Source organism: Rufibacter glacialis (assembly GCF_008271745.1).
Taxonomy (GTDB): Bacteria; Bacteroidota; Bacteroidia; order Cytophagales; family Hymenobacteraceae; genus Nibribacter; species Nibribacter glacialis.
The window spans coordinates 549,942-571,001 of the sequence record NZ_VKKZ01000019.1 but is presented as its reverse complement, the minus strand read 5'-3'; the positions used below and the strand labels follow the sequence as shown (position 1 = coordinate 571,001).

Sequence of the window (21,060 nt, the reverse complement as noted above, 5' to 3'; positions counted from 1 at the left end):
AAACAGACAGACCTGAAAGGCTTGATCCGTTTTAAAGAACACACCAGCACATTCACTAATTAGCACATTAACCGATGAAAACCGCAGAAATCCATACCGCCAAAGGAGTCATGAAAGTAGAATTCTACGAGAAAGATGCTCCTAAAACCGTTGAGAACTTCACCAAACTGGCCAAAGACGGCTTCTATGACGGCCTTACGTTTCACCGCGTATTGCCTGATTTCGTGATCCAGGGCGGTTGCCCTAACTCCCGCGAAGGCGCCAAAGGCATGCCCGGCACCGGCGGACCCGGTTACAAGATTGACTGTGAATTATCTGGCGAGAACCAGTACCATGACCGTGGCGTGTTGTCTATGGCCCACGCAGGCCGCAACACCGGCGGATCACAGTTCTTCGTTTGCCACAGCCGTAACAACACTGCGCACCTGGACCGCAACCACACCTGCTTCGGGAAAGTGGTAGAAGGCCTGGAGGTGATTGATGAAATCAAAGCCGGTGACCGCATCCAGAAAATCGTGGTAAACGAGGCGTAAACAACTTGGGAAAGTTGGGCTGAAGTACACCTCAGGCTAGCCTTTCACCCAGTGCAGATGAAATAGCCGGAAGACGTACGTTTTCCGGCTATTTTTATGAAAGCAAGGTTAAATTAAAACTGGTTCTTTGGCTTATTTTCCCAAAACAGGCAAAAAACAAAACTTGGCTTAGAGCAACAACAGAAGGGCCGCATACACGGCGGTACCTACCAAGAAAGCTGAGAACCTACTTTCCCGCTCTTCGGGCAGTTCCTCTTTCAAAACGTTGAGAATTACCCCACCCGCTAAGAAAGCCAGGAGCAGCGCGGTGGCCGCAGCTGAGACCTCCACTAATAATCCTATGCCCCAGCCCAGGGCCAAGGCAGCCACCAAAAGCCATCGGCCCAGTTTCTGGTAGCGCTCTTTGTGGTGTTCGCGCAGCCCGAAGTCATTGACCAGAAAGTGCAGGGCCATGGCCACCCAGTAAAACAGAATCTCCTGGGCCGATTCCTCTTCGCGCTTGTGCAGCAGGTAGCCAATCAAGGCGTTGTAAAGCGCGAAGGAACCCATGTGCACCCAGAAAACTGAGACAGGGGTTTCATCACCAGCTCCTTTGCCGCCTCTTCTGGTATTGATGGCCAGGCGCTCAATGCCGTAGAACAGCACCAATCCCACCAGGGCCATCACATACATGTGGTGCTCCAGGAAAAACAATCCCTGCCCCCGCGCGGCCTTCTCCACGTGCGCCTGGCCTTCCTGCAATTCTGGGAACAAGTGCAGGAAAACGTAAGCCACACTCACCCCGCCCGCTCCAGACAACCAGATGCTGCGCGGCATGCCCTCCAGAAACTTCAAGCGGTACCCCAGCAGGTGCACCACCATGAACCCTAGCAACGGAAGCAGTGTGATGAAAAAGTTGGGCATAGAACGGATTCTAGTGAGAGCAACGGGTAAAGGTTGTACTTGAGACACCCCTAAAAAGTTAAAGCGCCCGCGGCAGATCAGCCACGGGCGCTTTAGAAGGAAGATTTTCGCCTAATTTTAAGAAAACAAGCCTAAAAACGGTCGTTGTCGTCCTCGTCGTCTTCGGTGAGGGTGAAGCCGCCGCCGGAGAACATGCTGCTGAGCAGGTCTTTGAACTGTAGACCGGCGGTAAGACGGTTGCGGGAGATAAGGCTGTACTCGGCCAGGCCGTGCAGGCAGAACTCCATCCAGAAAAGGTGCTCGGCTTCGCTCTGCGGCGTTGCCTGGAATTTGTTCACCACCTCAGAAAGGCCCGGCACCTGGTTCAGTTCCCGCTTGTACTCGGCGTCTGAGGCGTCATTGAGCAGGTCCAGGGTGTGGCCGTCTGAGAACCAGGCGGTCACTTTCTTGTAGGGGTCCTTCTCTTTCTGCTTCTTGAACTTGTCTGGGTCCGGGAAGTAGTGCAGGAACTGCGTTCTGATGGCTTTGCCCATCAACCGATAAGCCACGCCGCCGGCGCCTTCCTGCTCCCCTTCGTACACCAGTTCCACCTTGCCCGTCACGGCCGGAACCGCGGCCAGGAAATCCGCGACACGCACATGGGTCTGGGTCTCGCCGTTGAGCAGCACGCGCCTTTCCGCGGCACTTACCACACTCTCATAAGCAGAAATAGTCAACCGTGCCGACACGCCGCTTTTCGCGTCTACGTATTCGCTCTCGCGGGCCTCAAAGGCAATTTGCTCTACCAGGTCATGGATAAGTTCATGGCCTTTCACGCGGTCTTTCTGCACCGGCGCAATGCGGGCCTCCTGCTTGGTGATGCGCTTGCCTACCTCTATGTTCTTAGGGTAATGCGTGATGATCTGGGAGTCAATCCGGTCTTTGAGCGGGGTCACAATGGAACCGCGGTTGGTGTAGTCCTCGGGGTTGGCCGTGAACACGAACTGGATGTCCAGCGGCAGCCTGATCTTGAAGCCCCTTATCTGGATATCGCCTTCCTGCAGAATGTTGAACAATGACACCTGGATGCGAGCCTGCAGATCGGGCAGTTCGTTGATCACGAAGATACCGCGGTGCGCCCTTGGGATCAGCCCGAAGTGGATCACGCGCTCATCTGAGTACGGCAATTTCAAGGTAGCGGCTTTGATAGGGTCGGCATCGCCGATGAGGTCGGCTACGGAGACGTCTGGGGTAGCCAGTTTCTCGGTGTAGCGCTCGTCGCGGTGCAGCCAACTGACGGGGGTGTCGTCGCCGTGGTGGGCAATCTGATCCAAGGCATAACGCGAAAGCGGCTGCAGGGGGTCATCGTTCAGCTCAGAGCCGGCTACCACGGGTACATACTCGTCCAGGAGCTGCACCAGGAGGCGCGCTATGCGGGTCTTGGCCTGTCCGCGCAAGCCCAGCAGGTTGATGTGGTGGCGGCTCAGGATGGCACGCTGAAGGTCTGGGATCACGGTTTCCTCGTACCCGAAGATACCGGGGAACACCTCTTCGCCGCTGCTCAGTTTCTGGATGAGGTTGGCGCGCAGTTCTTCCTTCACGCTTCGCGGCTCATAGCCGGCGGCCTTCAACTGGCCCAAGGTCTTGATCTTGTGCAGTTGCTCTGCAGGTATATCAGTATAAAGCATTTTCTGTTTGCTGATGGTTAATGGTTGGTCTTATTCCCATTTTCGGCCTTATTTTTTTAAAATAGAGCCGAAAACAGAATTTATGATTGCTTCTTTTAACAGCTACGTTCAATTGGCTGAACGAAAAAAATGGGTATCTTTCGTTTCAAACCTTCCTTTATGAAAACACATAATCTTCTCTATATCATTGCCACTTCCATGGTGATACTGGGTGCTGCACTGAGAATCACCCACACTATTGAGAAGCCTACCTTTGACATCATTTTCTGGTCTAGTATCGCATTGTCCCTGCTAGCCGCCTGGTTGAAGAAGAAGTATCAACGGAACCTGGAGAATACAACCTTATAAACACTTTTGCCTTTATTTTCAAAAAGCAGGCTTAAAACTGTTGCTCTCTATTTCCTTTCCGTTTTACTGCCTTCGCCTACCCGTATAAGGCCAGTTGGAGCCAGCATTTTTAAATTCGCCAGTTGCAAACTGGCCTCCTAGTTCCCACAAGTTACCGCTTCGCTCAAACTTGCGGGAGCACAAGCGGTACTTGCGGGATTACAAGGTTTATTTCTTAGCTCGTACTCCCTATGAGAACGTCTTCCTTACTATATCTCCTTGCCTCTGCCCTGGCAGTGGCTGTCGCCGCCTTAAGAATCTCCCATGTTATGGAAAAGTCTGGCTCCTATATCCTTATCGCAGTAGCCATGGCACTAGGCATTTGGGGCAATGAGCTACGGCGCCGCGAGATCAAAAAAGGCCAGCAATAACATATTAACCGCCTCTTTTCTCAAAAAAGGCCGCTAAACGCCCATCGGCTACATCCGCTTTTTCTTGTTGCGGCCGTAGTCGCGGAACACCAGGTCACCCAGGCCCTGAAGGCCGCTGTAATACGCCTGCCCATTGTTCACCTGCGTGAACTCTTCCACGAACTGCTGCAGGTACGGGTCTGTGGCGATCATGAACGTGGTGATGGGTATGCCCAGCCGCCGGCACTGCGCCGCCAGGTTCAGCGTCTTGTTCACCACTTTCCGGTCCAGCCCGAAACTGTTTTTGTAGTACTTCAGGCCTTCTTTCAGGCAGGTGGGTTTGCCGTCGGTGATCATGAAGATCTGCTTGTTGCTGGTCTTGCGGCGGCGCAGCAGGTCCATGGCCAGTTCCAGCCCGGCCACGGTGTTAGTGTGGTACGGCCCCACCATGAGGTAGGGCAAGTCTTTCACCGTGATCTGCCAGGCATCGTTCCCAAACACAATGATGTCCAGGTTGTCTTTGGGGTACTTGATCTTCACCAGCTCGGCCAGGGCCATGGCTACTTTCTTGGCGGGCGTGATGCGGTCTTCGCCGTACAGGATCATGGAGTGCGAGATGTCAATCATGAGCACGGTGCTGGTCTGCGACTTGTGCTCGCGCTCGGTCACTTCCAAGTCCTGCTCCGTCAGAAAGAAATCATCGCCTATGCCGTGCTCAATCTGGGCGTTGCGGATGGACTCGGTCAACTCAATCTGCTCGGCGGCATCGCCGAAGCGGAATTCGCGCTGGTCGGCGGAAGGTTCATCGCCGATGCCGGTCTTGGGGGTGTTGTGGTTGCCCTTGCCGCCTTTCTTCAGTTTCCCGAAAATCTCTTCCAGCGCACTTTTCCTAATCTTCTGCTCGCCTTTTGCCTGTAGCTTGAACTGCCCGTCTGGGCCTTTGTCATCTATGTACCCGTTCTTCTTGAGGTCCTCGAAGAAATCCCCCAGGCCATAGGAGTCGTCGGTGAGGTTGAACTTTTTGTCCAGCTCGCTCATCCAGGACATGGCTTCGGCCACGTCTCCGGCGGTGAGGGTGATCAACTGGAGGAATATCTGGAGCAAGGCCTCAAAGCCTTTGTCCTGGGGTTCCTCCGGCACGAAATCTGTGAATCTATACCCGGCTGCCATACCTCTTCTATTTAATGAACCACAAGATACAAGAGCTAAGACACAAGACTTACCTGATGACTACTATGCTTTTCTATACCACGCTCCGCTGGGCATGGATAACTGGGGCGAAATCCTGCGTCTTCCTTCTTGGATCCTGTGTCTGTATCTAACAACCTGTAAACGCAAATGTTCTCATGATAGGTAACCTTCTCTTGAAAAACCAGTAAACACTAGCGATTAGTACTATTAATTTATGATAAAAATACCATTCTAAAATGCGGGCAATTTGGAAAAACACGATTCTAGCGGAAAGCGACACTACCATTGAGATAGAAGGCAACCACTATTTCCCACCCTCCTCGCTCCGTTGGGAATTCTTCAAACCCAGTAATCGGCATTCGGTCTGCTCCTGGAAGGGAGAGGCTTCTTATTATTCATTGCAGGTAGGCCATTTTGAAAACCCAGATGCCGCCTGGACCTATCCGCAGCCCCAGGAAAAAGCAAAGAGCATTGAAGGCTACATGGCGTTCTGGAAAGGTGTGCAAGTGGTCGGCAAAAATTAACACTAGGTACTCCTCCTAACCCATATAAAAACCAGAAATCCTCACCTACCCGTGAGGATTTTTCGCGTGAAGAGGAGAAGCTGTTCTCTAACCTATAAAAAGGGTTCCTGAGTGTCAATGCAGAAAAGTAAAAGGCAGTTGCCAAATAGATGAGCAGTATCTGCTACGCATGCTGTGCGTTCTTCCCCTGCGGCTCAAATTATCACGTTTACTCCTTATTTATTAGTTTTTAAGCTACTAAAGCCAAAACGCCCCACAATCTCTTGTGGGGCGTTTTGGCTTTATTTAGAAGAAAAGTAGCGGAAAACCGCTTTCCTTAGGAGTCAATCCATTTGAACTTGTACTGCAGTTCTGGTACCCGTATACGGTCTGCCACGCGGCGCAGGCGGTTGGGCAGGGCCATCAAGTAATCCCGGGCCTGCTCACCGGCTTCGTTCAAGCCGGTCATGCTGGAGATTTTCCACTCTCTGATGAGGGTTTCCATGATCTCCACGTAATCTGAAGAGGTGTACACGCCAATGCGCTGGGCGGCATCTGTGAAGTGCCCGAAGGTCTGGCCCTGGTCAATCCCCAGTTCGCGCAAGTAATGCGCCGGCATCACAATCTTCTTGCGCATCATGTCTTCAAAGGCGATCATCATCTCAGACGGGTCTACCTCAAAGATTTTCTTCACGAAGGTTTTATAGGCTTTGGCATGGCGTCCTTCATCAGCGGCAATGAAGTTACAGATCCGCGACAAGGTCGTTTCGCCTGCTTTCTTAGCCAATGCCCCTACCCGGCGGTGCGACACGTTGGTGGCCGTCTCCTGGAACGAGGTGTACACGAAGCTGCGGTACGGATCATCATCGGTTTTGATGTCCATGCCATCGGCGATGAGGTATTGGGTAGAAGCCTCCATCTGGCGCATGTCAATACGGCCGGTCAGGTAGAGGTAGCGGTTCAGCAGGTCGCCGTGGCGGTTCTCCTCAGAGGTCCAGCCGCGGTTCCACTTCATCCAGGAACTGTCTGGGTTGGTGTTCACCTGCTTGATGCTCATGATCCAGCTCTCATAGGTAGGCAAAGCCTCCTCTGTGATAGTATCACCGATCAAGACCGCCAACAGGTCATAGGAAAGTTCACGGGCCCGCTCTTTCAGTTCCCGGATTTCGTCAAAAAACGAATCCATGCGGGCATCTGGCAAGAAGTCGGCTGGTTGCCAGCTATCTTCCACTGATTTCAGGAATTCGGGCAGGGCCGTATCCAGGAATTTCTCCACATATATCATCACCTCTGAACGGGTGGCTAGGGCATTATTAATCATAAACTCTTTAGATATGGAAGAACAAATATATTACATTTTAAGCAGAATGCCCGGCGGCTACTGAACTCTTGGGTAAATCAGTCTTCCCCACACAACCTCACTGAACCAATTCATACGTAAAAGTATCTTGGAAGGTGTCAGTATTAAATGCTGGCGGGAAAACAACTTGAATTATTTATCTTTGAAAAACACCTTTTCACGCTTATGCCGCTGCCCCTGCTAAAGAAAGTGCTTCCGGCCCAGACCCGGCTTTCTTTACGGAAGTTTTTCTGGCTTTCCAGGAGCTGGTTGTACCTGGGCACCAACGTCTACTGCCCGCTCTGTGAGAGGTCTTTCCGGACTTTTCTCCCCTTCGGGAAGGAGCGCCGTTCCCAGGCCCTGTGTCCGCGGTGCCATACCCTGGAACGCCACCGGCTGCTGTGGCTTTACCTACAGGAACAGGTGCACCTACAGGAACGGTCGTTAGCGGTGTTGCACATGGCCCCTGAACCTATCGTACAGCAACGGCTGCATGCACTCCCTAACCTGCTTTACCGCAGCGCCGATCTCACCTCGCCCGTAGCCATGGACCGCGTAGACCTACAGGCCCTGCCCTATGCCACCGCTTCCTTTGACTTGATCCTGTGCTCCCATGTGCTGGCCCATGTGCCTGATGAGACCAAAGCCTTGCAGGAACTGCGCCGGGTACTCAAACCCCAGGGCCAACTGTTGCTCCAGGCCCGCCTGCACCCCCAGGAAAAGACCCTGGAAACGCCGGAGGCCGTTACCCCGCTCCAACGGCAGCAGGTGTACGGGCAGTCCGACCGGTTCCGGAAGTATGGCCAGGACTTCGGGGAACGGGTAGCGGCCCAGGGGTTCACGGTACAGGCGGTGGCCTACGCCAATTCCCGGCCGGCGGAAGAGCAAACCCGCCTGGGCTTGGGTCTCCAGGAACTTATCTTCGTCGCCACGCACCCGGCCCATGAGGTTGCTTAAAAGCATCAGCCGCGTTTCCCCGGCTTTTTCTGGTTTTCTGCGGAAAACGGCGGGGCCTCTCCGAGGTTTCCTTTGGCGCTTCAGGTCCAAAAAGGCCCTTCCCCCGCATGCGGTAACCCCAGACATGGTGCCCCAACCCCTGGAAGGCTACACCGATAAAGCCTTTTACCTGCCCGGCGAAACCGTTTCTTTCCACCTCAAGGCCTGGCAGCCCCAGAACCACCTGCGCTTGCAGCGGAACATCGCCGACGGGGAATGGGAAGAGATAGCCGATCACCGGTTTGAAGCCCTACCCCAACCTGATGTCTTAGACGAGGCGCAACAAGGCTGCCACTGGAGCATTGGCTGGCAATTCACCTTGCCTCCTACGGCAGCCCAAGGATATTACCGTGCCCAGCTTACTCACCCTTCACTGGAGAAGCCGTCGGAGATCCACTTCCTGGTAGGCCCCGCTAGTCCCATAGCGAAAGTAGCCGTTCTAGCCCCTGTTACCACCTGGGTAGCTTACAACGCCTACGGCGGGCAGTCGCTGTACCGGAACGCTATCAGTGGCGACCCAGTAGCCTTTGTCTCCGCTTTGCGGCCTAATACCGCCCTCACCTACGCCCCTACCCAGCCGGTGCAGCACAACCTGCGCCTAGAAGCACACCTCTTCCATTGGTTTTCAAAAGAGTACGAAGCAGACCTCTACCCAGATTATTACCTGGAGGCACACCCAAAAGTGTTTCAAAACTGCCAGGTGCTGGTGCTGGCCTACCACGCTGAGTATTTCTCGGGGAAGATGTATGCGGCATTGAGGGATCTGGTGCTCTGGAAGCACAAGTCGTTGGTGGCTTTGGGCGGGAACCAGGTGTATTGGCAGGTACGGTGGCACCAGAATTTCACCCAGGTGGAATGCCCCAAAAACGGGGCCTTTTTTCATAACGAGGGCCAAAGAGGAGGGCTCTGGCGCCATACCGCCCACTCAGAGGCGCAATTGCTAGGGGCTCAGTTCTCAGAAGCTGGCATGGGTACGTTTGCTCCTTATCGGGTCCTGGCCCCGGAGCATTGGCTATTTGCCGGAACCAAGAGGAAGGAAGGAGAGTTATTTGGGGAGCAGGGATTGGATGGTCTCCCTATCTGTGGTGATGAAACGGATAAAACCACCTGGAGTACCCCTGCCACTACCGTGATCCTAGCCAAAGGGCTCAACAAAGCAGAAACATCCGGTTCAAATCTTTACACCAAGCAAGACCCAGCCTGGAACGGTGCTGGCGGGGGCGAAATCACCTACACACCGCTCTCTGAAAGCCATGCAGTCCTGAACTCAGGCTCTATCCAGAGTGGTTCGGGTTTAGGTACTGATGCCGTTTTCACAGTACTTATGCAAAATTTCATGCGCCGGTATGCCCATACCGCCAGCGGTGGTACCACCGCCTGAGAAACTGCAGGGGTACCCTGTGTTTGGTCAGCACCTCTAGAAGCCTGTAAGAACCTGTCAGGCCGTCTTCATCCCGCAACAACTGCAGTAACTGGGCCGCCTCAGGGTAATTGGCGGTCAGGTAGGCATGCCGGGCTTCGTATTGTATCCTGGTTTGCAGGGCTTCTTGTTCCCGGCCGTTTTTGACCAGCCGTTGGGCTTTTCGGATCACCTGGATGGTGGAAGCCAACTGTCGGTCTCCCTTCTGGTATACTTTCCGGGAAAGCGAGTGCGGGTGGACTCTTCGTTGGCACAAGGCCTGGTCCAGGAAATGGTACTGCCACTGGCGTGAAGAGCGAACCCAGAAATCGAAATCCTCATAAGCCAGCGTTGGGTCGTAGCCCCCCAGTTCTTCTAACACCTGCCGGCGTATCATCATGGTAGGCGGACAGATGAAGTAGCGTTCCAGCACGGCCGCAAAAATATCTCCCTCAACCGGAGTCGGGCTTATCTGCCCGGCGGCAGAACGGGTGTAGAAAAAGCCCAATGGAGCAGAGGTTTCGTCAATGAGTTCGGCCTCTGTATACACCACGCCGTACGTGGCGGGAAGGTGCTGAAAAGCGTCTACCTGGCGGGCCACCCGGTCAGGGTGCAGGACATCATCGGTGGCAAAGTCAATGATGAACTCGCCCGTACTCAGGCGGAACGCTTCATTGAAGGCCGCGCAGTTCCCAGTGTTTTGGGCATGTTTTATGAATTTCAGCCTCGGAAACCGCTGTACATACTCCTCTATTATTTGCACGCTGTTATCGGTACTAAGGTCATCTACCACCAGCACCTCCAGGTTTTGGTAAGTTTGTGCCAACACCGAGTCTAACGCTTGCCGCAGGAAGGCCGCATGGTTGTAGCTTAGGCAGATGATGGAGACGAGTGGTTTGGTCATGGTTTAGAGAAATAAGACCGGAAAAGGTACAGGTGAAACACCAGATATACCCCATACCGAAGGGTGTGCGCCATGGGTAGCCCTTCTACCCCTAAAAGTGGCATGAGCCAGGCCACCAGCGCCACATAAAGTAGCCCAGACCCTAATTGGGTAAGGATGTACAGTTTTACCCGCGCCTGCACCGTGATGATATAAGAAAGCACCCAAGCCGTCATTTTGAAGAAGTCACCCAGTACCTGAAAGTCCATCAGATCCCGGGCGGGCAAGAATTCCTGGTGGAAAAGTAACCGGATAAAGAAATCGCGCTGCCACCAGAAAAACAGCAACCCTACCCCTAATGCAGGCACCAAGAGAAAAAAAACGCTTTTTACGTAATCCCGCAAGGACTGCGGCTGAGGCAGCAAGGAGGCTATCTTAGGGTAGTACACCATGCCCAGGATCGAGACATAGACTAAGGTATAGGAATCTGAGATTTTCACCACCGACTGCCATAAACCGGTTTCCACCAAGGAAAACTGCTGGATGGCCATCTCCCGCACCAGAAAGTCGATTAACTTGGCGCCCACCAGGGTAGAGAGCGCCATTAGCAGGAATTTACCCAGGTCCTTGGAAACTTTCGGGGTCCAGGCATATTGCCATTTTGGTAAAAGCCCCTTATACGCCACCACGCCCAGACCCACCACCCCGCTTATGCTCTGGCCGGTCAAAAACAAAACCAAGGCCTGCGGTAGCTCAACCCTGCCCACGGCCCACCAGGTAATGCCTATACCCATGATACTGGTCAATATGCTTAAGTACACGTATGGCCGTAACGCCTGCTGCGCCAACAACACCGCCAGCCAGAACAACTGCAAGAGAAGCAGCACGAACAGGCCCAGTAAAATCCCTAGGGTTGATATACTGGTCTGCGGAAGCAGGTCATTGGCAAACCTTTCTAGGAAAAAAGCAGGGAAAAGGGCAATAGCCCCAAGCGCGGCCAGAAAGGTGGCGGCGTTCAATAACAGGCCAATCCAGAAATAAGCCCGATACTGCTGGCTCTGGGGTTCATGCTGGGCCAGGTGCCGGATGAGCCCCACGTTGATGCCGCTGTTGGGAAGCGTGGTCAATAGCGCGATAAGGTTCTGAAAGTGCGCCAAGAGCGTGATTCCCTGCGGTCCATAATACACCGCAAACAACTTGTTCACCACCAGGGCACTGCCCGCCCGCGCCACCGTGGAAAGCCCAGACCAGACAGAATTACCCAAAAATTGCCGCAAGTGCTGCTTTCGCGCCATGTTGCAAACTACAAAGAAAATAGGACAATACGGGTTGAGCACCCAGATGGCTGCTTCTCCCGCCGGGGGATTTAAGCCTTCTTTCCTAAGAATGGCCGTTAAACAAAAGTTGGGTGGAGCAGGTCTGTCCTAACTGAAGAACGCTGTTATTTCCTCCACCACGTACGCCTGCTCCGGTTCGGTCATGCCCGGGAAAAGCGGCAGGCTTAGGCTGGTGGTGGCTAGTTCCTCAGTAAGAGGAAAATCACCGGGGCGGTATCCCAGGTGCTGGTACGCCGGCTGCAAGTGCGGCGGTACCGGATAATGCACCAGGGTCTGAATACCTTTCTCTTGGAGGAACTGCTGCAAGGCATCGCGCTGGCTCGTTCGGACCACGTACAGGTGGTAAATATGATCCGTGGCAGCCGGGGAGGTAGAAGGCAAACAGAGATCTCCCACGTCTGCCAAGGCTTGCTGATAGATGCTGGCCAGGCGTTTGCGTTCCGCATTAAAGTCCGGCAAGTGGACGAGCTTCACGGTCAATACAGCTGCCTGCAATGAGTCTAGCCTTGAGTTGATGCCAGCCTGCGCGTACTCGTAGCGCCTGGACTGGCCATAGTTATGGTATTGCCGCACCCAGTGGGCTATGGCGGCATCTTGCGTCACCACTGCTCCGCCGTCGCCCACGGCGCCCAGGTTCTTGGTAGGGTAAAAACTGGTGGCGTTCACTTTCCCGAAGGTGCCTACGGGCTGACCGGCATACAGAGTTCCCTGCGCCTGTGCGAAATCCTCTACCAACTCAAAATCATGGCTTTGGCATAAGTCCAGCAAATCATTCAGCTCGCAGCTTTGGCCGTACAAATGGATGGGCAATATGACTTTTGTCTTAGGTGTGATGACCGGCAACACAGAGGTGGCCGTGAGGTTATAGGTCTGTGGGTCAGGTTCGGCGAAGACGGGTTTGGCCCCTACCTGTTGCACGGCGTTGATGGTGGCAATGTAGCCGTTGGCGGGCACCACCACCTCATGGCCGGGCCCAATGCCTAAGGCGCGCAGGCACAGCACCAGCGCATCATACCCGTTGCCCACGCCAATCACTTCTCCCCCGCCCAGATACCGCCCGAATTCTTCTTCAAACTGCGCCACCGCCGGACCCAAAACCAAATGGTTTTTCCGAAGTTCTGTTAGGAGGGCCTCCTCTACCCGTTGCTGAAGGCCCGCCGGGAATTCGCGGAAGGTAAAAAAGGGAACCTGCATTTTAGGATCTGACAGCATGGGCAAGAGATTCAGGACAAAGGAAAGTGCAAGGTAGCGGTTGGAAAAGCGAGCCGCAAAGCTAACGCACAGAATTGGGAAAGGATACGGTGCGGGAGCAGAGGGCATTCCCTTTCCTTGTTTAGGCGCCCTTTACTAAAAACACCAGCTAAATTGAGTTCATGAAAAAACTAAAGACGTGTATTTTCCCGTGAAGATTATTCTCCCTCCCGCCAAAGAAAGGTAGGTTTCCAGGATTCTACCCCTCCCAGCCGGCTTTTGAAGGTGAAGAGGCCTTGGTAGTCTTCTTCGGTCTCGTCTGGTGGCGCAGACACGCCTAAATCCAAGACCGGAATGTGGTGCTCCTGGCAATAGGCGTACAACCCGGCATTCAACAGCACAGATGGGCTATAAGCGTTGAACCGTCGCGGACTAGCCGGATACAGGTGGTTCATGATCTTTGACGAGATAAGTACCGCTACGCCCACCGCCGCTAGTTCCTGTTTTTGGCGCACGGTGAAAAGCAGGTAGTGCTCGGGGAACTTCTCAAAATACCGGGTAAGCTGCGGTAAGGACAAGGACAAGGGTTTCTGCTTTTCCTGACGGCACTCTTTCAAAAAGGCGTAAGCCTCGGGCAGAGAAGCCCCGGATTCCTGCTGGAAGAAAAAACCCGCTTTTTCGCTTTTGGCTAGCCTTCTTTTAAGGGAGGGGTGGGCCTGAACCGCAAATGCAGTATTGGTCACCGGCACATGGTGGTTCCGCTGGTCATATAAGAGGCGGTAGCCCAAATTGGGCAGGGCGGCGCGCAGGAATTGGTTTGAACCCAAGGCGTAAGCATCAGGGCATTGCAGCCATCTGATCTCAGTAATCCCGGTTTCTTGAAGGTTTTGGTGAAAGTACTGTAAAAACGCCAGGGCTGTTTGGGCAGGCACGTCCGGTGCTACCTGCAGTCCGCCAAACGGCGCCCGCCAAGGGGAATACGCCGTCTTCTCCTCTGTAAAGAAATGCGCCAAAGCGTCTATGTGCCCGGTATGGGTATTTAGCAACACAAACAGCCGCCAGCAAGGCCCCACCTGCAAGGCCACATGCCGGGGCTGGAGGTACAGGAACACCTCAAAGGAAAAAGGAGGCAGGGCCGCCATCTCCTCCGCGGTGGCTAGGCATTTTCCTTCATACTTATCCCCTAATTGCATGCGGCTACTGGATCAGGCGTTTGAACTGAGCGTATTCTCTGATATAGTCTGCCTCGTCAAAAACGGTGGAGGTCATGCAGCAGAGGATCGCGTTGGGGGAGGGATACACAGAAATCCAACAGAAAGGCGGAATGTACAGTCCCTGCGTGGCGGAAGTCAACTCAAAGGTTTGGGTTCCCTGCGCCGTCTCTGTTTCCACCTGTACGCTACCCTGCACCACCACCAGCAGTTCCTGCGTGGTCCGGTGGGCGTGCCCGCCCCGCTCGGTTCCCTGCGCAGAGGCATACACCCAGAAAACGCGCTGCGCGGCAAACGGGAGACCGTTAGCATCCTGGGTGGAGATCAACGTGTCACCGGCATCCGGCAGGTGCAAAAAGGAAAGCAGGTACGGTTCTGTTGGCAACATGATGCGCGAAGGTACGCAAAGACGGGCAATTCTGATTCTTGACCAAGGGCACTCAAGTAATCAAGACAGGGGAGACACTACACCATTTCCCACCAGATTTCTAATAACGAGCCGAAAAGCCAACCTAGGGAATCTGTTTCGTTTCGTACTTTTGCTTTCCATGAGGGAGGACACCTACCGCACCATCGCCGGGCCCACAGAAGGGCTCTACAAAGAGAAAGGCAGCAAATTCATCGCTAAGGCGTACCCGGTGCGCTCTGAAGAGGAGGTGAAGGAGATTCTGCAGGCCCTCCGGAAAGAGTATTTTGACGCCCGCCACCATTGTTACGCCTACTTATTAGGCGCAGACAAAGCCACGTACCGCGCCAACGACGACGGGGAACCGAACCACTCCGCGGGTGATCCAATCTTAGGCCAGATCAGGTCAGCTGAGTTGAGCAACGTGCTGGTGGTGGTGATCCGGTACTTCGGGGGGACCAAGCTGGGCGTGGGAGGCCTGATCTATGCCTATAAAACCGCTACTGCGGAAGCTCTGGCGCTGGCGGAGGTGGAAGAGCGTCATGAGACCACGTTCATTACCGTGCAGTTTGGCTATGAGCAGATGAACGAGGTCATGAAAGTAGTGAAGGATTTTGACCTGCCCGTGCGCCAGCAAGACTTCAACGTAGATTGCCGCCTCACCGTAGAAGTGCGTACCGGTTTGGCTCCGCAGATTGAGGCCCTTTTTCAGAAAAACGGGCAACTTTTGGCGTCTTAATACGGCAGTCAACGGCGCCTTTTTCCTGGGTTTAAGGAAAAACAGCCGCTAAACAGACATTCCATATTTTCAAACCTTTGCTCCCAGCGAGCCTTACGGGCCCATTCTTCCACTAGCACCTTACCACCCATGCGCATCCTTCCAACGGTGAAACAACCTACCAAGAAAATCCTGGATCGGAAAGTGGGCCAGAAACCAGGGCATCTGTCGGTTTCTGCAGATGCCCTGCCGCCCCGCCTCTTTCTGGTTTCTTTTGATGATGAATACTACGAAACAAGGGAATTTGCCACCTATGATGAACTCCTGCAGGCGTTTATGGGTGCCCCCGAGGCCCGGCATTGGATAGACGTACGCGGTTACGGCAACGTGTCCTTGTTGGAGTGCATGATGAAGGATTTCCATATCCATCCGCTGCAGATGGAAGATGTGGTCAATGACTACCAACGTCCCAAAGTGGAGGAAGAGCACAACCGCCTGTTCATTGTCTCGCGCATGATCGCCTTCACCCCGCAGCATGAGTTGGACGATGACCAACTATCCCTCTTCACCGGTCCCAACTACGTACTCACCTTCCAGAGCGATTATGAAGACTGCCTTGACCCGCTGCGCGAGCGGATCAAATCCGGCAAGGGCGCCATCCGGAAGAAACCCTCCATGTACCTGGCCTACGCCATGCTGGATGTGGTCCTGGACCATTATTTCCCGGCCATGGCGCAGTTGGGCGAATACGCCGAAGAGTTAGAAGATTGTCTCTTTGAGAGCCCCAGCAAGCAGTTGCTGAGCAAGATCCTGGACCTGAAACGGGAGGTAGTGAAGATACGCCGCATAATCTGGCCCGAACGGGACAAGATCAACGAGATCCTGCGCATGGAGGAAAACTCCGTGCCGCATGAGCTGAAGATCTACTTCAAAGACATGTACGACCACGCTATTCAGCTCATTGACCTGATAGACAACTACAAAGAAACCACCAGCAGCCTCACCGACCTGTACCTTTCTAACGTGAGCAACCGCATGAACGAGGTGATGAAGGTATTGACCATCATCTCCACCATCTTCATTCCGTTGAGTTTCATTGTGGGGCTTTACGGCATGAACTTCTCCCGCGAGAACCCCAAAGGCGGCATCAATCCCCTCAACATGCCGGAGCTGTACCAACCATACGGCTACGTGACCCTGCTGGGCTTCATGGCGCTGGTAGTGTCTGGCATGGTCTACTACTTCTACCGCAAAGGCTGGCTTTCCTAACGCCCTGAAACCAAACAGGAGCCTACTTTCATGCACTCCAATCAACAGGTGATCCCTTTTTCCGTTTGGTGGCCCAGGGAACAGGAGGAAACCAAGAGAGTACAGGTTCCGCAAGATGGCAGAGACTTTTATAGCCTGTTTTCAGAAAAACAGGCATAATTCAGCCTGCCTTGAGATCTCGCTACAAAACCTATCTGATTAAGCCGACTTCTGGGGCCGCGGTTAACGCGGGATTTCCCCCGCTGATTCTGCCCGCAGCTCTCCGGCGGCCCACTGGAGGTAATATTTTGCTTTGCCGTACTTGGCCTTTAGTTCAAAGAGTTTCAGCTGTTGGGTAAGCAGGTTCATTTCCCGGGTGTTTAGCAGAAACAGGGAGCTTTCGCCGTTCTCAAACCGCTGCTGCTCCCCGTTGCGCAGAAGATTGCTGTTTTGAATGATTTGCTCCTGAAGCGTGATCTGGCCTTCCAGCTGCTGGCGCTCGTTGAACGCCGCCTGCACCAGGTTCACGTTTTCCCGGGTGGTCTGCTGCAGGTCCAGCCGGGTGGCGTTCAGCTTCAACCGGGTCACCTGCAGCTTGCCCCGCTCCTGGCGCAGGAACACCGGCAGGCTGAAACTAGCCCCCACCTTGTAGTTATTGGCCGCGTAGCCCCCTTCCAACCACCGGTTGCCCCAGGCGTTCCCAGGGCCAAGGAGGTTGTATTCCAAATTGAGCTTGGGCCAAAGTTTGTTCTGCCCAAACCGCCGCTCCACGTCCAGTTGCCTGGCCTTGGCCTGTAGTTTAGCCACCTCCGGATGGCGCTCCTGGGCGTTGGTGCGCAGGGCGGCCAGGTCAGTCGGAGAAAGGGACTGCACCTCCGTTCCCAGCAGGGAAGGCCACACCCCGGCGGGAATCTCCAGCGGCGTGGTATCTTGAGTCCATAGAAAATTGGAGACCAGCAGCGCCGCGTTCTGGTTTTCCGTAAGGGCCTGCTGAATCATGGCCTGCCGGTTCTGCACTTCCATCACGGCTTCCACGGAGTCAATGGCGGCTAAATCGCCCTGCCGCACCCGCTCCCGCACGGCCTGCAGCCGGACCTGGGCCAGCTGTAAGCCCTGGTCCAGCAACTGCCACCGTTGGTGGGCGTAGGCCCAGTCCCAATAGGCTTTGGCTGCCTCAAAGAGCAACTTATTAATCGTTTTTACGCGGTCCGCCTCGGCCATCTCTTGGGCCTGTTTCGCCTGCAACAGGGTGGCTCGCCGTTCGTCTAGCAGCAAGCCCTGGGCCAGGGGCACGGAAATACCCACGTAATGGAGTCCCTGCGAGGGCGTGGTGTTTTCCGGGTTCACATAGGCCCCGCGGTTGCGCTCATAGCCCGCTTTTAGCTCCCCTACCCAAAGGGGTACTTTCAGCACATTGTCCCAGAGGGAATAGTAGTTTTTCCCCTCATATTCCTTGCTGTAGTACTTGGAGCCCAACACCGGGTCAAAAGCGCCCCGGGCCATGCGGATCTCCTGCCGGGCCTGCTCTGGGAGCAGTTGCGCCTGCCGCACCACTGGATGGTGCGCGGCCACCTTGCCCAGCAGGTCCTGGATGGTCAAAACCGCGGTACTGTCGGCCGCGGCAGACACGTGGGCCAGGAGGAGCAGAAAACTACCCGCTACCCATCCCGTCAACCGATTCCTGTACCTCATTTGTCGCCTCCTTCTGTACCCGTTTTGGCTTCTTTCCCTTCCTTGGCAGCCTTTTCGCCGGCCCCCAGATAGTCTGGCGGGAAAGCGTTCATCTGCCGCCACAGTTCATACCAGATGGGCACGTCGTTGAGCATGGCCCAGCCATAGGCCCCAGACCCCATCCGGATGGCCTGGGGCCACGGCGTATCCTGCGGGTCTGGCACCACCAGAATGCGGTATTTGCCCTGGCTGTCCAGGTTGTCAATCACGGCCACTTTTCCCCCAAAGGTCCCAAACCCTACGTTCGGCCAGCCGGAGAAAACCAGGGCGGGCCAGCCTTCAAATTGCAGCCGCACGTTGCGGCCTACGTCCAGCAGCGGAATGTCCATGGGGTCCACGTACAGTTGCACGGCCAAGGCCGGATTGGAGGGCATGATGCTGCACAAGACCTCGCCTTCCTTCATGGTTTCGCCAATTCCGGCTTTGAGGGTGCGCACCACCACCCCGTCCTGTGGGGCGGTAATCTGGTAGAAAGAATTCCGGATCTGGGTGTTGGCGTACTCATTGCGCACCTTGGAGATTTCGCCGCGGGTATCATTCAGGTAGGCCAGAGTGGCGTTCAGGTCAGAGCGGGCTTTGGAGATTTTGTCCTGATACTCGGCGTTAAGGGAAGAAAGCTCCAGACGGGCATTCTGCTGCTCATTGCGGCTGATGCTGAGCTTGTTCTGCATGCTCTGCCGTTTGGCCTGCATCTCCTGGAATTTCAGGCGGCGGCTCTCCAGTTCGGTCAGGGATTTCAGGCCCTGCTGGAAAAGCTTTTCCTGGCGGGCATACTGGGCTTCGGCAACGGCGTATTCCGCCGTGATGGCCACCAGATCAGCGCTGTCACTCTGTATCTTCAGGCGGGCCTGGCTTATCTTGTTTCGGGCTTTCTGCAGCGAGAACTGCAGCCCCTCCTGCAAGGCGGCAATCTGGGCATTCAGCGCATCGGCTTTCTCCTGGTTGGCTTGCAGGCTTCCTTCCTTGGCTTCAAGTTGTTCGCCTATACGGGCCAGCAGTTGGGGGTCAAAGTATTTCTCCTTCACCTCTGACAAGGTCACCAGGGTATCGCCTTTCTTGACGGTTTGCCCTTCCTGCACGCGCCACTGCTCAATGCGCCCGGCAATGGTGCTCTGCACCGTTTGCGGGCGGTCCTGCGGCTGCAGGGTGGTCACAGAACCGGCCGAGCGGATGTTCTGGGTCCAGGGAAACCAGGAAGCCACGAACAGCAGCCCAAACAAACCGATGCACCAGTAGGCCATCACCTTGGCCAGGCGGGGCTTGCTTAAGAGCCGGAAGGAATCAAACTGTTCCCAGGCCTGGGGAACAGCCTGGGGTTGCGGTTGCTTTGCCATTTTTTATACCAGAAAGTGTAATTCTTCTACCGTTACTTCTTTTCCTGCCACTTCCCGCTGCACCTGGCCATTTTCCAGCAACACCACCCGGTGGCAAAGCCGCAGAATGGCCGGATCCTGGGAAAGAACCACCACCGTCCAAGGCATTTCCGCCGCCAGCAGACGGCGGCCAATGCGCTCCCGCAAGGCCTTGTTCACCGCCGGTAGAAAATTATCCAGCAGCAACAGTTTAGGTCGGCGGGCAATGCTGCGGGCCAGGGCCAGGCGCTGGGAGATACCCGCCGGAATGTTGGGGGAATGGCTGCGGAGCAGGGTGTAGAGCCCCTCCGGCTGCGCGTGCACGTAATCAGACAGCTCCACGGCCTCCAAAGCCCACAACACGCCTTCCAGGTTCACCTCAGGCTGCCCCATGGTGATGTTCTCCAGAATGGAACCCTCAAACAGGAAGCTGGGCAGCAGGTAAAAGCCTATCTGCTCTTGCAGGGCCTCGGGGTTATAGTCCCGCAAAGACAAGCCGTTGACGACAACGGTGCCTTCATACTCAGGCAGAATGCCCGCCAGCACCTGCAGCAAAGTAGACCGGCCGGCTTCCTCGGCACCCGCCAGCCCCACCTTCTCCCCAGCCCCCACGCTCAGGTTCACCCCTTGCAAGGCAGGTTTCGCGGAACCTGCGTACCTAAAGGCCAAGTCCCGCACCTGCAGGGTCACCCCTTGGGCGAAGGTGGGCGCCACCTGGGCCTGATCCCGGTTTTCTTCCATGGGCAGATCCGTCACGCCTCCAAGTTTCTCCAGGCTGGTGAGCACATCATACACCACATCCAGCTTGACCAGCAGCTTCTCTACGGCGTTGATGATAAGGATGATGATGATCTCTGAGGCTACAAACTGGCCCAGGTTGATCTCCCGGTTTACCAGCAGCAGGCTACCCAGCAGCAGCAGCCCGGCCGTGATCACGGTCTTGAACCCCACAAAACCGATGTACTGCGAGATCAGGACCTTGAAGTGGGCGTCTCTGGCTTTTAGGTATCCGCTGGTGTAGGCATCTGTCTTGGTCAGGGAAAGCTTCTCATGCGAGGCCGATTTGAAAACCGGAATACTGCGCGCCATCTCTTCGAGCCAATGCACCAGGCGGTATTTATATTTTGACTCCTCCAGGCTGGTCCGCATGCCCTTGGGGCTGGTAAGCCGCAACATGAGCACCAGCAGCGCCATCAGCACTAGCCCAAAGAAGATGAAGTAGGAATGGTAGAACGAGAGCAGGATCAGCCCGAAAACGATCTGGATGGCCGCCGCCGAGAAATCAGTGAGGATCTTCGCCAGCCCTTTCTGCAGGGAAACCACGTCAAAGAATCGGTTCATCATCTCGGGCAGGTTATGGGCCGCCAGCTGATTCCCCTTTATTTTGGTGAGATGGGTGGTAAACTGGAAAGCCTTGGTAGCGAAGATGCGCTGCTGGATATGCTCCACCAACGAAAGCTGCATCACCTGCAGGCCGCCCACGATCACCACACCCAGCACAATGAAGAAAATCAGGACGGAGACGGAGGTCACCAGTTGCCCGCCGGAGACAAAGCCAATAAGGCTCTGGATGCCCAAGGGCAGGGACAGGCTCACCAGCCCAGAGAAAATAGCATACAGGTAGATGTAGGTAATCACCTTCCGCTCAGAGCCAAGCAACTCCAGCAGGCGCTGGAAGGGAGTGGGGGCAGTTGTTTTATCAGTAGCCATACAAT

The 21,060-nt window shown here is 54.9% G+C and carries 19 protein-coding genes; 7 read left to right on the top strand and 12 right to left on the bottom strand.

All coding sequences use genetic code 11. The annotated features are described in order from the left end of the window. Window positions 1-74: 74 nt before the first annotated feature. On the top strand, window positions 75-533 hold the full coding sequence (locus tag FOE74_RS07010; RefSeq protein ID WP_149097877.1) for a peptidylprolyl isomerase: 459 nt from the start codon (window positions 75-77) through the stop codon (window positions 531-533). A gap of 168 nt (window positions 534-701) precedes the next feature. On the opposite strand, the gene FOE74_RS07005 is transcribed toward FOE74_RS07010, so the two are convergent. Both FOE74_RS07005 and FOE74_RS07000 read right to left on the bottom strand, forming a co-directional pair. Then, window positions 702-1,436: a hypothetical protein gene (locus FOE74_RS07005; protein WP_149097876.1), complete on the bottom strand. Its 735-nt coding sequence runs from the start codon at window positions 1,434-1,436 to the stop codon at window positions 702-704. Between the two features lie 131 nt (window positions 1,437-1,567). After that, window positions 1,568-3,103: a sigma 54-interacting transcriptional regulator gene (locus tag FOE74_RS07000; RefSeq protein ID WP_149097875.1), complete on the bottom strand. Its 1,536-nt coding sequence runs from the start codon at window positions 3,101-3,103 to the stop codon at window positions 1,568-1,570. 159 nt (window positions 3,104-3,262) lie between these two features. Between FOE74_RS07000 and FOE74_RS06995 the strand changes: the two genes are divergently transcribed. After that, window positions 3,263-3,451 (top strand): hypothetical protein, encoded by a 189-nt coding sequence (locus FOE74_RS06995; RefSeq protein WP_149097874.1) that lies wholly within the window; start codon window positions 3,263-3,265, stop codon window positions 3,449-3,451. 458 nt (window positions 3,452-3,909) lie between these two features. On the opposite strand, the gene FOE74_RS06990 is transcribed toward FOE74_RS06995, so the two are convergent. Beyond that, window positions 3,910-5,010 (bottom strand): vWA domain-containing protein, encoded by a 1,101-nt coding sequence (locus tag FOE74_RS06990; protein WP_149097873.1) that lies wholly within the window; start codon window positions 5,008-5,010, stop codon window positions 3,910-3,912. A 257-nt stretch (window positions 5,011-5,267) separates the two neighbouring features. Here FOE74_RS06990 and FOE74_RS06985 point away from each other — a divergent pair, with 257 nt between their 5' ends. Continuing rightward, window positions 5,268-5,555, top strand: coding sequence for a DUF427 domain-containing protein (locus FOE74_RS06985; protein ID WP_149097872.1), 288 nt, complete (start codon window positions 5,268-5,270; stop codon window positions 5,553-5,555). A 316-nt stretch (window positions 5,556-5,871) separates the two neighbouring features. Here the strand turns inward: FOE74_RS06985 and FOE74_RS06980 are convergent, their stop codons facing one another. Further along, complete coding sequence (locus FOE74_RS06980) at window positions 5,872-6,855, bottom strand: acyl-ACP desaturase (RefSeq protein WP_188686471.1); 984 nt, start codon at window positions 6,853-6,855, stop codon at window positions 5,872-5,874. 204 nt (window positions 6,856-7,059) lie between these two features. On the opposite strand from FOE74_RS06980, the gene FOE74_RS06975 reads away from it, so the two are divergent. Both FOE74_RS06975 and FOE74_RS06970 read left to right on the top strand, forming a co-directional pair. Then, a complete protein-coding gene (locus tag FOE74_RS06975) occupies window positions 7,060-7,830 on the top strand; it encodes a class I SAM-dependent methyltransferase (protein WP_188686468.1) in 771 nt (256 codons plus the stop codon). A 124-nt stretch (window positions 7,831-7,954) separates the two neighbouring features. Beyond that, on the top strand, window positions 7,955-9,250 hold the full coding sequence (locus FOE74_RS06970; RefSeq protein WP_192576595.1) for a N,N-dimethylformamidase beta subunit family domain-containing protein: 1,296 nt from the start codon (window positions 7,955-7,957) through the stop codon (window positions 9,248-9,250). Here FOE74_RS06970 and FOE74_RS06965 read toward each other — a convergent pair. The 5 genes from FOE74_RS06965 to FOE74_RS06945 all read right to left on the bottom strand — a co-directional run bounded on the left by FOE74_RS06965 (window position 9,204) and on the right by FOE74_RS06945 (window position 14,278). Continuing rightward, complete coding sequence (locus FOE74_RS06965) at window positions 9,204-10,172, bottom strand: glycosyltransferase family 2 protein (protein ID WP_149097869.1); 969 nt, start codon at window positions 10,170-10,172, stop codon at window positions 9,204-9,206. The two genes, FOE74_RS06970 and FOE74_RS06965, sit on opposite strands and share 47 nt — an antisense overlap. Next, window positions 10,169-11,446 carry an O-antigen translocase gene (locus tag FOE74_RS06960; RefSeq protein ID WP_149097868.1) on the bottom strand — a complete coding sequence of 426 codons (1,278 nt, stop codon included), beginning with the start codon at window positions 11,444-11,446 and terminating at the stop codon, window positions 10,169-10,171. The genes FOE74_RS06965 and FOE74_RS06960 overlap by 4 nt, the downstream gene beginning before the upstream one ends. Window positions 11,447-11,575: 129 nt before the next feature. Continuing rightward, on the bottom strand, window positions 11,576-12,700 hold the full coding sequence (locus tag FOE74_RS06955) for a DegT/DnrJ/EryC1/StrS family aminotransferase (protein ID WP_225840713.1): 1,125 nt from the start codon (window positions 12,698-12,700) through the stop codon (window positions 11,576-11,578). Window positions 12,701-12,897: 197 nt separating this feature from the next. After that, the gene (locus FOE74_RS06950) at window positions 12,898-13,872 is read right to left on the bottom strand and encodes a peptidoglycan bridge formation glycyltransferase FemA/FemB family protein (RefSeq protein ID WP_149097867.1); all 975 of its coding nucleotides are present in this window, start codon (window positions 13,870-13,872) and stop codon (window positions 12,898-12,900) included. Between the two features lie 4 nt (window positions 13,873-13,876). Continuing rightward, a complete protein-coding gene (locus FOE74_RS06945) occupies window positions 13,877-14,278 on the bottom strand; it encodes a sugar 3,4-ketoisomerase (RefSeq protein ID WP_149097866.1) in 402 nt (133 codons plus the stop codon). Between the two features lie 160 nt (window positions 14,279-14,438). Between FOE74_RS06945 and FOE74_RS06940 the strand changes: the two genes are divergently transcribed. Both FOE74_RS06940 and corA read left to right on the top strand, forming a co-directional pair. Next, window positions 14,439-15,035, top strand: a complete 597-nt coding sequence (locus tag FOE74_RS06940; RefSeq protein WP_149097865.1) for an IMPACT family protein — start codon at window positions 14,439-14,441, stop codon at window positions 15,033-15,035. 129 nt (window positions 15,036-15,164) lie between these two features. After that, window positions 15,165-16,283: a magnesium/cobalt transporter CorA gene (corA, locus tag FOE74_RS06935; protein WP_149097864.1), complete on the top strand. Its 1,119-nt coding sequence runs from the start codon at window positions 15,165-15,167 to the stop codon at window positions 16,281-16,283. A 222-nt stretch (window positions 16,284-16,505) separates the two neighbouring features. Here corA and FOE74_RS06930 read toward each other — a convergent pair whose 3' ends face one another. The 3 genes from FOE74_RS06930 to FOE74_RS06920 are packed head-to-tail and all read right to left on the bottom strand — an operon-like array spanning window position 16,506 to window position 21,055. Further along, window positions 16,506-17,954 carry a TolC family protein gene (locus tag FOE74_RS06930; RefSeq protein ID WP_149097863.1) on the bottom strand — a complete coding sequence of 483 codons (1,449 nt, stop codon included), beginning with the start codon at window positions 17,952-17,954 and terminating at the stop codon, window positions 16,506-16,508. Next, window positions 17,951-19,327 (bottom strand): HlyD family secretion protein, encoded by a 1,377-nt coding sequence (locus FOE74_RS06925; protein ID WP_149097862.1) that lies wholly within the window; start codon window positions 19,325-19,327, stop codon window positions 17,951-17,953. The genes FOE74_RS06930 and FOE74_RS06925 overlap by 4 nt, the downstream gene beginning before the upstream one ends. A gap of 3 nt (window positions 19,328-19,330) precedes the next feature. Next, window positions 19,331-21,055, bottom strand: a complete 1,725-nt coding sequence (locus FOE74_RS06920; protein ID WP_149097861.1) for a peptidase domain-containing ABC transporter — start codon at window positions 21,053-21,055, stop codon at window positions 19,331-19,333. Window positions 21,056-21,060 lie beyond the last annotated feature (5 nt).